This is a genomic window from Streptomyces sp. NPDC059695 (assembly GCF_042733785.1).
Classification (GTDB): domain Bacteria; phylum Actinomycetota; class Actinomycetes; order Streptomycetales; family Streptomycetaceae; genus Streptomyces.
Genome location: NZ_JBHWFF010000012.1, coordinates 64519 through 77670, shown reverse-complemented (window position 1 = coordinate 77670; position 13152 = coordinate 64519). Strand labels below are relative to the sequence as shown.

11 protein-coding genes are annotated in these 13152 nt (G+C 74.4%); all 11 read left to right on the top strand.

Features of this window, described 5'->3' with window-relative positions; genetic code table 11:
- Positions 1-136 precede the first annotated feature (136 nt).
- The 11 genes from ACFV2S_RS17025 (at position 137) to ACFV2S_RS16975 (ending at position 12997) form a co-directional block, all read left to right on the top strand.
- Positions 137-772, top strand: a complete 636-nt coding sequence (locus tag ACFV2S_RS17025; RefSeq protein WP_385559121.1) for a class F sortase — start codon at positions 137-139, stop codon at positions 770-772.
- A gap of 34 nt (positions 773-806) precedes the next feature.
- Complete coding sequence (locus ACFV2S_RS17020; RefSeq protein WP_383787196.1) at positions 807-1508, top strand: PH domain-containing protein; 702 nt, start codon at positions 807-809, stop codon at positions 1506-1508.
- A 147-nt stretch (positions 1509-1655) separates the two neighbouring features.
- Complete coding sequence (locus tag ACFV2S_RS17015; RefSeq protein ID WP_383787198.1) at positions 1656-2027, top strand: DUF1508 domain-containing protein; 372 nt, start codon at positions 1656-1658, stop codon at positions 2025-2027.
- Between the two features lie 78 nt (positions 2028-2105).
- Entirely contained in the window at positions 2106-3128 is a 1023-nt protein-coding gene (gene pstC, locus ACFV2S_RS17010; protein ID WP_385559116.1) for a phosphate ABC transporter permease subunit PstC, read from the top strand.
- A 13-nt stretch (positions 3129-3141) separates the two neighbouring features.
- Positions 3142-4371 (top strand): phosphate ABC transporter permease PstA, encoded by a 1230-nt coding sequence (gene pstA / locus ACFV2S_RS17005; protein ID WP_385559113.1) that lies wholly within the window; start codon positions 3142-3144, stop codon positions 4369-4371.
- Positions 4368-6173 carry a phosphate ABC transporter substrate-binding protein PstS gene (gene pstS / locus ACFV2S_RS17000; RefSeq protein ID WP_385559110.1) on the top strand — a complete coding sequence of 602 codons (1806 nt, stop codon included), beginning with the start codon at positions 4368-4370 and terminating at the stop codon, positions 6171-6173. Before pstA ends, pstS begins: the two co-directional genes overlap by 4 nt.
- A complete protein-coding gene (locus tag ACFV2S_RS16995) occupies positions 6170-8782 on the top strand; it encodes a hypothetical protein (RefSeq protein ID WP_385559107.1) in 2613 nt (870 codons plus the stop codon). Before pstS ends, ACFV2S_RS16995 begins: the two co-directional genes overlap by 4 nt.
- A gap of 130 nt (positions 8783-8912) precedes the next feature.
- Complete coding sequence (locus ACFV2S_RS16990; protein ID WP_385559104.1) at positions 8913-9887, top strand: hypothetical protein; 975 nt, start codon at positions 8913-8915, stop codon at positions 9885-9887.
- 120 nt (positions 9888-10007) lie between these two features.
- The gene (locus tag ACFV2S_RS16985; protein ID WP_385559100.1) at positions 10008-11267 is read left to right on the top strand and encodes a hypothetical protein; all 1260 of its coding nucleotides are present in this window, start codon (positions 10008-10010) and stop codon (positions 11265-11267) included.
- Positions 11264-12139, top strand: coding sequence for a sortase (locus tag ACFV2S_RS16980; protein WP_385559097.1), 876 nt, complete (start codon positions 11264-11266; stop codon positions 12137-12139). The genes ACFV2S_RS16985 and ACFV2S_RS16980 overlap by 4 nt, the downstream gene beginning before the upstream one ends.
- A 72-nt stretch (positions 12140-12211) precedes the next feature.
- Positions 12212-12997 carry a phosphate ABC transporter ATP-binding protein gene (locus ACFV2S_RS16975; RefSeq protein WP_385559485.1) on the top strand — a complete coding sequence of 262 codons (786 nt, stop codon included), beginning with the start codon at positions 12212-12214 and terminating at the stop codon, positions 12995-12997.
- The last annotated feature ends 155 nt before the right edge of the window (positions 12998-13152 follow it).

Genomic DNA, 13152 nt, shown 5'->3' with positions numbered 1-13152 from the left:
CTCCACGGCGGCGCACCCGCCCGGCCCGGGGGGGGGGGGGGGCGGCGCGCGCGCGCCCCCCCCCCCCCCCCCCCGCGCGGCGCCCCCCCCCCCCCGCCCCCCCCCCCCCCGCACCCCGTCCCGTCCGGAGCCCTCCGTGAGCCGTCGCCCCGCCCGTACCCGTACCGCGTCCGTCCTGCTCCTGGCCACGCTCGCCGCGCTCACCGGCTGCTCCGCCGGAGGCGGGGCCCCGTCCGACGCCCCGCCCGCCCACATCGCGCGGGCCACCGCCCCGGCGCCGGCGGCGAGCACCGCTCGCGTGAAGCCGCTCGGGCGCTCCCTGCCCGTGCGGGTCCGGGTGCCCTCCGCCGGGGTCGACACCGGTCCGGTCCTGGACCTGGGCCTGAACGCCGACGGCACCGTCGAGGTCCCGCCGGTCGCGGACGCCGACCGGATCGGCTGGTACGACAAGGGCGTCACGCCGGGGGAGACCGGCCCCGCCGTCCTCATCGGCCACTTCGACACCGTCCGCGGCCCGGCCGTCCTCAGGAACGTCTCCCGGGTCCGGACCGGCGACGAGATCACCGTGACCCGCGCAGACGGCACCACCGCCGTCTTCCGGGTCCGGGAGCTGGAGCAGGTCGGCAAGCACGCCTTCCCGACGGCCAGGGTGTACGGGAACACCACCCGCCCCGAGCTGCGCCTCGTCACCTGCGGCGGGGACCTGACCGACGGCCACCGACCCGACAACATCATCGTGTACGCGGATCTCGTGGCCGCGCGGGCCGCCTGAGCCGTCACCCGTCCGCTGAGGCACAATCGGCGGCATGACGACCCCCGAGCCGACCCCCGAGCCCAGCCACGAGCCGAGCCGCGAGTCGACCCCCGAGCAGCCGTCCACGGGAGAGACCCCCGCGGCGCCCGCCTCCGAAGACAAGGTCTACCGGTCGCCCCTGGGGATCGCGGGCGGAGTCTTCCTGCTGCTCCTCGCGACCCTGTTCGCCGTCGACGCGATGGTCCGCGGCGAGGGCCGGTCGCCCTGGCTCGCGCTCGCGGGTCTCGTCCTCGCCGTCCCGCTGATCGTCGCCTTCACGATCCGCCCCGCCGTGTACGCCAACGCCGAGCGCCTCCGGATCCGCAATCCGTTCCGCTCGATCACGCTGCCCTGGGCCACGGTCGCCGACGTCCGTGCCGGGTACTCCAGCGAGGTCTTCACGCAGGACGGCGCCAAGTACCAGCTGTGGGCGATCCCCGTCTCGCTGCGCCAGCGGAAGAAGGCCGCCCGCACCGCCGCCCGCGCCTCCCAGGACGACCCGCACGGCCGCACCTCGGTCACCGCCGACGTGCGGGACAGCGCGTCCCGGATCGCGCCGAGTGACAAGACCGTCGCCGACCTGCGCGAGTTCGCCGAGCTGCGGGCCGCGAACCCGGGGGCGCAGGGTGAGCCGCAGGTGCGCTGGGCGTACGAGATCGTCGGCCCCGCCGTGGCCGGTCTGCTGCTGCTCGTGATCCTGATCGCCACCGGCTGAGCCGTACGGTCGCCGGGGCTGCCCGCCGGGCCGGATGTCCTAGGGGCAACGGCCTGGTGAAGCGTGCAACCCCGCACATCGTTTAACGCCCAACTGTCACGTCCGTCTCAATACATTGCCCCTGCCGAGACTGTGGGGGTGGGGGCGATGACCAAGGGCACCGGTGTGTCCGGAACGCGTTGTCTGGTCGACGTGGGGGCCGACGGACGGTACGGATGGCGACTCGTCGCCCAGAACGGAAGGGTCGTCGCGCGGTCGGGGGGCTGCTACGACGACCACGCCGGCTGCCGGGAGGCCTTCGCCGCGCTGTGCGCGGGACACGCGGCCATGGCCGGCGGGGTGCAGCACACCGCCGGGGGCAACGGCTGGGTGTGGCTGCTCCGTGACGCCGAAGGGCGTACCGCCGCCCTCTCCGGGCGCGCCTACGAGCGCCACTCCACCTGCCGCACCGCCTACGACCGCTTCCGGGCCCTGATCGCCGCGGAGGGGCCAAGATGGGCTTCAACCTCCTTACGGTGAACGGAAGTTGCCCCGCGCACGCCCCTCGTTCACGTCGCGTCGCGGACCAGTCCACCGGGCCGGACTTACGTCCTTCCCGTGACGACCGAGACGACCGAGATCCTCGACCCGCCGCCCGCCGGAACCGACACGCCGAGGCGGCTGCACGCCGACCCCGGCCTGCCCGACCGGGTCTTCCGCGCCGTCGCCCGCACCGGCGGCGGCCTCGTCCTCGCGGTCATGCTCCTCGTCGGCGGCTTCCTGCTCCACCGCGCCTGGCAGGCCCTCGACCGCGCCGGACCCTCCTTCCTCACCACCGAGACCTGGGAGCCGGACTCCGGCCGCTTCGGCATCGCCGCCGTCCTCCTCGGCACCGTCCTGATCGCCCTCGTCGCGATCACCGTGGCCGTCCCGCTCGCCACCGGCGCCGCGCTCTACATCTCCGAGTACGCCCCGCCCCGGCTGCGCCGGACCCTGATCTCCACCGTCGACCTGATGGCGGCCGTGCCGTCCGTCGTCTACGGCCTCTGGGGCGTCTTCTGGCTGGAGGAGTCGATCCTGCCGATCGCCCGCTGGATCGCCACGTACCTCGGCTGGATCCCCTTCCTCCGCGTCGACGGCGCCGACCCGGACGACCCGCTCGCCCCGCCCACCGTCTACACCTCGTCGACCTTCGTCGCCGGGCTCGTCGTCGCCATGATGGTCGCCCCGATCATCTGCTCGATCATGCGCGAGGTCTTCTCCCAGGCCCCCGCCGGCGAACGCGAGGGCGCCTACGCGCTCGGCGCGACCCGCTGGGGCATGATCCGCAGCGTCGTCCTGCCCTTCGGCAAGGGCGGCATGATCGGCGGCACCATGCTCGGCCTCGGCCGCGCCCTCGGCGAGACCATCGCCGTCTACATGGTCATCTCGCAGGTCTTCACCCTCCAGTGGCACGTCCTGCAGACCGGCACCAGCTCGGTGTCCTCCCTCATCGCCCTGCGCTACGGCGAGGCCACCCCCTTCGGCATGTCCGCCCTCATGGCGGCCGGCTTCGCGCTGTTCGTCATGACCCTGATCGTCAACTTCGCCGCCTCGTCCATCGTCGCCCGCAGCCGCTCCGGCGCCACCAGCGACGCGTAACAGGGGGAACCACATGACCATCGCCCCGGAGCGGCCGGCGCTGCGACCGCCCGCCGAGCCGACCCCGCCGCCCGGCCCCGGCCCGGAACGGCGGCGCGCCACCGGCACCCTGCGCGCCTCCGACGTCTACGCGGTGCTGGGCGCCGCGGCCGCCTCCCTCGCCCTCACCTGGCTGCTCTTCGCCCGTCTGCTGCCCTTCAGCGGCGCCGTCGGCTTCGTCCTCGTCGCGTACGCCCTGTTCCTCGGGCTCTACGCCCTGCTCGTCTCCTTCGACGAGGACGGGCCGGCCGTCCGCGACCGGATCGCCGGCGTCGTCGTGCGCACCCTGGGCCTCGTCCTCCTCGCCGTCCTCGTCTTCGTCGTCGCCTTCACCCTCTGGGAGGGCCGCGAGGCGCTCGTCCACCTGAACTTCTTCACCGAGGACATGAGCCTCGCGGGCCCCCTCGAACCCCTCGACGTCGGCGGCATCCTGCACGCCGTCGTCGGCACCCTCGAACAGGTCGGCATCGCGCTCGCGCTGACCGTCCCCGCCGGGATCGTCTGCGCGGTCTTCCTCACCGAGGTGCCCGGCCCCTTCGCGCGCCTGGTCCGCACGGTCGTCGAGGCGATGACCGCGCTGCCCTCGATCGTCGCGGGCCTGTTCGTCTACGCGACGGTCATCCTGTCCCTGGGCATGGAGCGCTCCGGCCTCGCCGCCTCCCTCGCCCTCTCCGTGATGATGCTGCCGATCATCATCCGCGCCGCCGACGTCGTCATCCGGCTCGTCCCCGGGACGCTGCGGGAGGCCTCGTACGCCATGGGGTCCTCGCGCTGGCGCACGGTCTGGCACGTCGTCCTGCCGACCGCCCGCTCCGGGCTGACCACCGCCGTCATCCTCGGCACCGCGCGCGGGGTGGGGGAGACCTCGCCGGTGCTGCTCACCGCCGGCTTCACCGCCGAGCTGAACGCCCTGCCGACCTCCGGCGCCCAGGTCTCCCTGCCGCTCGCCACCTTCGAGCTCGTCAAGTCGCCCGAACCGAACATGATCGCCCGCGGTTTCGGCACCGCGGCCGTCCTGATGCTGCTCGTCCTGCTCCTCTTCGTCCTGGCCCGGATCGCGGGCGGGCGCGGACCCGGGCAGCTGACGAAGCGCCAGGAGAGGCGCCGGGCCGAGGCGTCCCGGCGCGACGCGGCCCGTCAGGACGCCCGCGCCACCGCCCCCGCGGACCGATCCGCATCCGTGTCACCGAGGAGTACGCCGTGAGACCCGTGTCCGTCACCCGCAGCCTCCTGGGCCTGGCCGCCGTCCTGTGCGCGCTGCCGGCCCTCCTGGTCCGGCCGCCCGCCGCGCAGGCCGCCGGCTACACCAAGATCACCGGATCCGGGTCCACCTGGAGCTCCAACGCCGTCGAGCAGTGGCGCCGCAACATCGGCGCCAACGTCGGCCTCACGGTCAACTTCAACGCCAACGGCTCCTCGCAGGGCCGCGAGCAGTTCAAGAACGGCACCGTCGACTTCGCCGTCTCCGAGATCCCGTACGGCCTCAAGGACGGCAACGCCACCGACGTCCCGCCCAGCCGCGGCTACGCGTACATGCCGATCGTCGCGGGCGGCACCTCCTTCATGTACAACCTCCGCATCGGCGGCCGTCAGGTCACCAACCTGCGGCTCTCCGGGCCCGTCCTCGCGAAGGTCTTCACCGGGCAGCTGACCATGTGGAACGCGCCCGAGATCAAGGCCGACAACCCCGGCCTGACGCTCCCCGCCCGGCGCATCGTCCCCGTCGTGCGCTCCGACGGCTCGGGCACCACCGCCCAGTTCACCACCTGGCTCGCCAAGGAGCACGGCGCCGTCTGGAACGACTACTGCCGCCGTGCCGGACGCCAGACGCCCTGCGGGATGACCTCGTACTTCCCCGTCGTGCCCGGCACCACCACCGTCGCCAAGTCCGGCTCGCTCGGCGTCTCCGCGCACGTCCGGCAGCCGCAGGGCGAGGGCGCCATCACCTACGTCGAGTACTCGTACGCGATCAACGCCCACTTCCCGGTCGCCAAGATCCTCAACTCGGCCGGGTACTACGTCGAGCCGACCGCGTCCAGCGTCGCCGTCGCCCTGCTGCGGGCGCGGATCGACGAGGACCGGAACTCGACCGACTACCTCACCCAGATCCTCGACGGCGTCTACCGCTCCACCGACCGGCGCAGCTACCCGCTCTCCAGCTACAGCTACATGGTCGTCCCCACCAGCACGACCGCCCCGCACACCGAGGAGAAGGGCCGCTCGCTCGGCACCTTCGCCCGCTACTTCCTCTGCGAGGGCCAGCAGCAGGCCGAGGAGCTCGGCTACTCGCCGCTGCCCAGGAACCTCGTCCAGGCGGGCTTCGACCAGGTCCGCCGGATCCCCGGGGCGCCCACCGGCGCCGTCGACCTGTCGGACTGCCGCAACCCCACCTTCTCGGCGGACGGCACCAACACCCTCGCCAGGAACGCCCCGATGCCGAAGGACTGCGACAAGCGCGGGGCGACCCAGTGCGCCGACGGCACGGGCGGCGCGCGCGGCACCAGCACCCAGGTGAACCAGGGCGGTTCGTCCTCCGGTGCGGCGGGCGGCACGGCCTCCGGCGGCGGTGCGCAGAACGGCTCCTCGGGCACCTCGGCCGGCTCCGGTTCCGCCGCCTCCGGCGGATCCGCCGCGAACGGCGGCCCGGGCTCCGCCTCCGGTTCCACCGCCTCCGCGAGCGGCGGCGGTACGGGCTCCGCGGGCGCGGGCACGGCCTCCGGCACGGCGGCCGGGGGCGGCGGGGCCGTCGACCCCGACACCGGCGAGGCACTCGCGGGCGACGCGGCCGGTGCCGCGGGCTCCGGCGCCGGACAGGGCACGGGCCAGGACCCCGGCGTCGCCGGGATCGCCGGCACCCCCGTCACCCTCGCCGCCGACACGGGCGCCGGACTGCGCGGACTGCTCATGGCCCTCTCGGCCGTCCTGCTCCTCGCGACCGTCGTCGGTCCGCCGCTCGTCGGCCGCGCCCTCGCGGCCCGCGCCGGGCGCACGGGAGGTCCCCGATGACCGCCCGGACCGGCACGCGGCCCCCCGGCGCACGCGCCCGGACCGCCGCCCCGCGGACCCGGACCGCCCTGCCGCGCAGGGCCGCCGGCGTCGGAGCCCTGCTCGCCGCCGTCCTGCTCGCCCTGCTCCCGCCGGCCCCGGGCCCCGAGGCGGTGGCCGCCGACAGCGGGAGCTCGGCCGTCACCCAGCGCGGCTCCAGGGGACCGTACGACGACTTCTCGGGGCTCGAAGTCACCGTCCACCAGACGAAGAACCTGCGCGCGCAGGGGCTGCGGGTCACCTGGAGGGGCGGGAAGCCGACCGAGAGCTACAACACCGACTACCTCCAGATCATGCAGTGCTGGGGCGACGACCCGGCCGGCCCGAAGCGGGAGCAGTGCCAGTTCGGCGCCGGGGTCACCAGCGGCGGGAACTTCGGCACCCACATCGCCCGGCGGGAGCTGGTGGTCGGCACCGACCCGCTGGAGAGGGAGTACGACGAGCTGATCCCCGACCCGGACGTCCCCGGCCAGCTCACCAGCCCGTTCGTCCCCTTCACCCCCGTGTCGGGGCCGCCGACGAAGAAGGTCACCGACTGGACCTACTTCAGCTCCGGCGACACCAACGAGGAGTTCTTCGCCGCCACCCAGCCCGACGGCACGGGCGAGGCCGCCTTCAACCTGCAGACCACCCGGGAGGCCCCGCACCTCGGCTGCGGCGACCCCGTCGGCACCGGCACGCACGTCCGCGGCCGGAGCTGCTGGCTCGTCGTGGTGCCCCGCGGCTCGCACGAACCCGACGGCTCGACCGGCAACAACCACCGCCCCAACACCTCGCCGTTCTCCACCACCAACTGGAACCAGCGGCTGGTCTTCCCGCTCGACTTCCTGCCGGTCCGCGAACCCTGCCCCACCGACAAGGCCGAACGCCGCATGACCGGCTCCGAGCTCGTCACCGACGCCGTCACGTCCTGGCAGTCGGCGCTCTGCGCCGACGGCACCAGCCGCTTCACCTTCACCCAGCGCGGCGAGGACCTGGCCCGCGGCGGCCTCCTGAACCCGACCTCCACCTCGCCGGGCCTCGCCTTCACCGTGGACCCCGTCGAGGGCGGGGAGAAGGGCCGCTTCGTCCACGCGCCCGTCGCCGTCAACGGACTCACCGTCGGCTTCTTCTGGGAGGCCGGCGGCATCGGACTCGTCGAGGACCTCAGGCTGAGCCCCCGCCTCCTGGCGAAGCTGCTCACCGCCTCGTACCCGTACGACGTCCGCTTCCTCACCGACACCGCCCCCGTACCGGACCACCTCAAGGGGAATCCGGAATCCATCGTCCGCGACCCGGAATTCCTGGAGCTGAATCCAGAATTCCAGCGCTCGCCGCAGGCCCCCCAGGTCTATCCGGGCGGAATCCTGCTCGCCGCCGACCGCTCCGACAGCGCGCGGATCGTCTGGAGGTACCTGCGCTCAGACAAGGAGGCGAGGGAGTTCCTGGAAGGGAAGAAGGACCCCTGGGGGATGCGGATCAATCCGTACTTCAAGGACCTCGGACTCGCCTCGGGCGACGCCGACGAATTCATGAAGGCGGACCCCACGGAGACGGAACTCACCTCGAACGACAAGACCATCAGGTACGGCATGACCGACCGCTCGCCCTACGCGCTCGACATGCACGACGCCGCCCGCTGGGTGCGCCGCGGCACGAACAACGCGAAGGACCAGGCCCAGCACGACAACGTCACCAACGGGCCGAAGCTCGTCGGCCGGGACGTCCTGATCGGCCAGCGGCACGCCTACGGCATCACCGACACCGCGTCCGCGGCCCGCTACCAGCTCCAGGTCGCCGCCCTGCGGAACGCCGACGGCGACTATGTGCGCCCCACCACGACGTCCCTGCTCAAGGCGGTCGAGCAGTTCCGGGACTCCGCCGTGCCCGGAGTCCTCGCCCCCGACCCGGCGCGGGCCGGGAACGGCGCCTACCCGCTCACGACGGTCACCTACGCCGCCGCCTCCACCGCTCTCCCCGCGGACGCCCGCAAGGACTACGCGCGCGTGCTGCGGTACGCGGCCGGACCGGGCCAGCGCCAGGGCACCGCCCCCGGTGAGCTGCCCTACGGCTACGCCCCGCTGCCCCCGAGGCTGAAGGCCCAGGCCGCCGCGGCGGCCGACCGCCTGGAGCGCGGGGGCCCGGCCGGGCCGGGCACGGCCGGAGGCACCGGAACCTCCGGCGCCACCGGGTCCGACGGCGGTACGGGGACGGGCGGGGGGACGGCGGCCGGTACGGGATCCGGCCCCGGGAGCACCGGCTCCGGCGGCTCCACCGGCGCGGGCACGGGCACGGGCGGCGGTACGGGCGGGAGCGCCGGCACCGGACCGGCCTCGCCGTCCGCGGACCCGGCGGCGGCCTCCGGCACGGGCGGGGACGGCGGCACCGCCGGCACCCCCGCGGAGAAGCTCGCCGGCACCGGCACCACCCCCTCCCAGGTCCTCGGCGTCATCCGCTGGGTGCTGCTCTCCGTCCTCGTCGCCGGCGGCCTCGCCGGCCTCGCGGGACCCGCCGTCCTCGGAATCGCGGGCCGTCGCCGGATTCCCTCGGATTCACCTAGGACAGGAATTCGTAACCTGAAGAGCGGCTGATCGTGGTGGTTCCCCGAAACGCCATGGTGAATTGTTGTCCACGGCCGGTCGACGGACCGGCCGGATAAAGAATCCGGATTCTGCTTGTGCGTCCATTCCATGACATCCGTTTTCGCGGAGGAGATCAGAAGTGAACGTCAAGTCCCGCGCTCGTATCGGTGCCGCCCTCGGCGTGGCCGCCCTCGGTCTCGGTGTCGCCCTCGCCCCCGCCGCGCAGGCCGACCCCAACCCGGTCACCCAGTACCGCACGCTCGCCGGTGTCGGCTCCGACACGACCCAGGACGTCGTCAACGGCCTCGGCAACGTCGTCGTGAACGCCCTCGGCCAGAAGGTCATCGCCTCCTGGGACGCCACCGGCACCGCCACGGTCAAGACCAAGGCCACCGGCTGTGTCATCAACCGCCCGAACGGCTCCTCGGCCGGCATCGACGCCCTGCGCAACGCCGTGGACACCAACTCCGGCTGCCTCGACTTCGCCCGCTCCTCGCGCGGCCCGGCCGACACCAGCACCACGGACCTCACCTGGATCCCCTTCGCCAAGGACGCGGTGTCCTGGGTGAAGCGCTCCGACAGCGCCCTCCCGAACGACCTCACGGCCGCGCAGCTGAAGGCCGTCTACGAGTGCACCACCACGTCCCTCAACGGCGTCGCGCTCACCCCGATCCTGCCGCAGGCCAACTCCGGCACCCGCCAGTTCTTCCTGGCCTCCATCGGCGTGACCGCGCCGGGCGCCTGCGTCCAGCAGGGCGTCCAGGAGAACGACGGCACCGTCCTCGACGCCGCCGGCGACATCGCCCCGTACTCCGTCGCCCAGTACACGGCGCAGGAGAAGGCCGTCGTCACCGACCGCCGCGGCGCCGCCGTCCTCGGCTCCGTCGGCACCGTCGCGCCCCGCAACGCCGACAAGACGCTCAACCTCTCCTTCCCCTTCACCCGTGACGTCTACAACGTCGTCCCGACGGCCAAGCTGACCAACGCGACGATCTCGTCGACCTTCGTCGGCTCCTCCTCCAAGGTCTGCGCCGCCGGCACCACCATCGCCGGCTACGGCTTCGGCACCCTCGGCACCGCCTGCGGCGCCACGACCGTCAAGGGCGAGCGCTGATCACCGGCCCCTCCTGACCGCACACCGGCCGGGCACCCCCGTGGTGCCCGGCCCCACGGCGTACCCCGCACCACCCCGCACACCCGCCGCCCGTCATCCGCCTCGGAGGAAACCCGCCCCATGAACCCGGTCGCACAGCTCAGATCACCCGCGGCGCTGCTCACCGCCCTCGCACTCCTCTGCGGCACCCTCGCGATCGTCCTGGCCGTGTCCGCGCCCGCCGGCGCCGCCACCCGGCACGGCACCTTCGCCCTCACCCCCGCCTCGGGCGCCGTCTCCACCGGCCCCACGGCCGTCACCGCGTCGGCGGCCTGCCCGGCGCCCGCCACGCCCGACCGGCCCTACACCAAGGGCGTCCTCGTCCTCGTCAACCCCGGCGACCCGACGGCCACCGCACCCGTCGCCGAGGTCGTCCCCGGCGGCCCGCTCGGCACCACCCCGATATCCGGCCCGCTCACCGGCACCAGCACCGGCACCGGCTACGCCACGCTCCAGGACCGGCTGCGCGAACTCGTGCCCGCCGGACCCCTCGACGGCCGGTACGAGCTGAGGCTCTCCTGCGAGACCGCCGACGGGGAGGCCCGCGCCGAGTACTTCTCGCAGATGATCGAGGTCACCGGCGACACCTGGGCCGCCGTCGGCCAGCAGGCGACGAACCTGAAGCTCACCGCCGACAGCGCCAACCCGCCCGTGAGCCGCCCCTTCACGATCACGGCCGAGGTCCAGCCCGCCACCGCCGACGGCACGGTCACCTTCCTCACCCTCGTCGAGGACGAGGTCGTCGAGCTCGGCACGAGGCAACTGGCGAACGGCAGGGCGGAGATCGGCGCCACCATGCGCGACACGGTCAACGCCGAGTTCCCCGTCCTCGCCCAGTACACCCCCGCCGATCCGGCCGCCTACACCGCCTCCTCGCAGCTGGCCAGCTTCTACGCGGGCCCCGCCGTCACCCCCACCCCGACCGGCACCCCGACGCCGACCCCGACCGGCACCCCGACCGGCACCCCGAGCGGCACCCCGACGCCCACCGGCAGCCCGACCGTGGAGCCCACCGACGACCCCACGGACGGGCCGACCGACGACCCCACGGACGGACCGACGGACGAGCCGAGCGGCACGGCCACCTCCACCCCCGGCGCGGACACGTCCACCGGGACCTCCGGTGACGGCGGCACGGGCACAGGCTCCTCCGGCACCACCACGGACGGCACCACCACGGACGGCGGCACCGCCGGCGGCACCACCGCCAACGGCGGCTCCGGCAGCCTCGCCGCCACCGGATCCACTGCCGCCTCCGCCGCCCTCGGCTCCCTCGCCCTCTGCCTCCTCGGCGCGGCGGCCGTGATCCAGGCCCGCCGCCGCAAGGCCCCGCGTCCGTGACCACCGCACCGTCCCCCGCCGCCCCCCGGGCCGGACTCGCCCTGGCCGGGGCGGCCCTGTGCGTCCTCGCCGCCCTCCTCATCGGCTTCGCGGCCAACCTCACCGTCCTCGGCCACCTCCAGCACGCCCGCGACCAGTCCACCGCCTACGACGAACTGCGCGAGCAACTCGCCCTCGGCACCGCCCCCGTGGGCCAGTCCACCTGGGACGGCAGACCGGTGGCCCTCGGCGCCCCGGTCGCCCTCCTCCGCATCCCCGCCCTCGGACTGCGCGAGGTCGTCGCCGAGGGCACCACCTCCGGGGTCCTCATGTCGGGCCCCGGCCACCGCCGGGACACCGCGCTGCCCGGCCAGCCCGGGGCCAGTGTGATCATGGGCCGCCAATGGGGCTACGGCAGCCCCTTCCTCGACGTCCACCGGCTCCCGCCGGGCGCCCGCGTCGAGGTGACGACCGGCCAGGGGAAGGCCGTGTACGAGGTGACGGCCGTCCGCCGCCCCGGCGACCCGCTGCCCGCCCGCCTCGGACCGGGGGAGGGCCGGCTGACCCTGCTGACCGCGAGCGGAGGCGCGTACACCCCCGAGGACGTCGTCCGGGTCGACGCCCGGCTGCTCGGCACCGCGCAGCCCAGCCCGCCGCGCCCGCTCAAGGCCGGGTGGATCACCGCGGCCGAGGAGCCGCTGGCCGGCGAGACCGACGTGTGGACCGGGATCCTCCTCGGTGTCCAGGGCCTGCTCGCCGCCGCCCTGCTCACCGTCGCCGCCCGGCGCCGCTGGGGCACCCGGCAGACCTGGGTCACCGCCGTCCCCGTGCTCGTGGCCCTCGGCGTCCTCGTCTCGGGCCAGTTGACCCGGTTCCTCCCCAACCTCCTCTGACCGCAAGGGAGTCACCCCGTGACCGATCTCGCCGACACCGTCACCCTGCCGCCCGTACCGCAGGCCCCGCAGGTGTCGTCCCGGGCCGCCGGGCTCGAAGCCGATTCCGTCTCCGCCTGGTTCGGCGACCGCAAGGTCCTCGACCGGGTCTCGCTCGCGATGCCCGCCCGCGAGGTCACCGCGCTCATCGGCCCCTCCGGCTGCGGCAAGTCGACGTTCCTGCGCATCCTCAACCGGATGCACGAGCTCACCGGCACCGCCTCCCTCGCCGGCCGGGTCCTCCTCGACGGCTCGGACATCTACGACCGGGGCCGTCGCATCACCCACGCCCGCCGCGAGATCGGCATGGTCTTCCAGAAGCCCAACCCGTTCCCCGCGATGTCCCTGTACGAGAACGTCCTCGCCGGCCTGAAGCTCGGCGGCATCCGGGCCGGCCGGGAGGCCAGGGACGACCTCGTCGAGGAGTGCCTCACCAAGGCCGGGCTGTGGCGCGAGGTCAAGGACCGGCTGCGCCAGCCCGGCGGCGCCCTCTCCGGCGGCCAGCAGCAGCGGCTCTGCATCGCCCGCTCGCTCGCCGTCCGGCCCCGGGTCCTGCTCATGGACGAGCCGTGCTCGGCGCTCGACCCGACCTCCACGCGGCGCGTCGAGGAGACCATCGCCGAGCTCAAGGCGGAGGTCACCGTCGTGATCGTCACCCACAACATGCAGCAGGCGGCCCGCGTCTCCGACTCCTGCGCCTTCTTCCTCGCCGAGCAGGGCACCCCCGGCGTCATCGTCGAACACGGCCCGACGGAGCGGATGTTCGGCTCCCCGGCCGACCCGCGCACCGCCGACTACGTCAACGGCCGCTTCGGCTGACACCGGCCACGGCGCCCCGCCCCGGGGTTCGCCCGCAGGAGCGGGGGCCCGTACGGAGTCGGATCAGAGACGCGCGGGGGCCCGTACGGAACCGGATCGACGCGCGCGGCGCCCGCGCGCCCCGCCCCCCCCCCCCCGCCCCCCCGCGGCCCCCC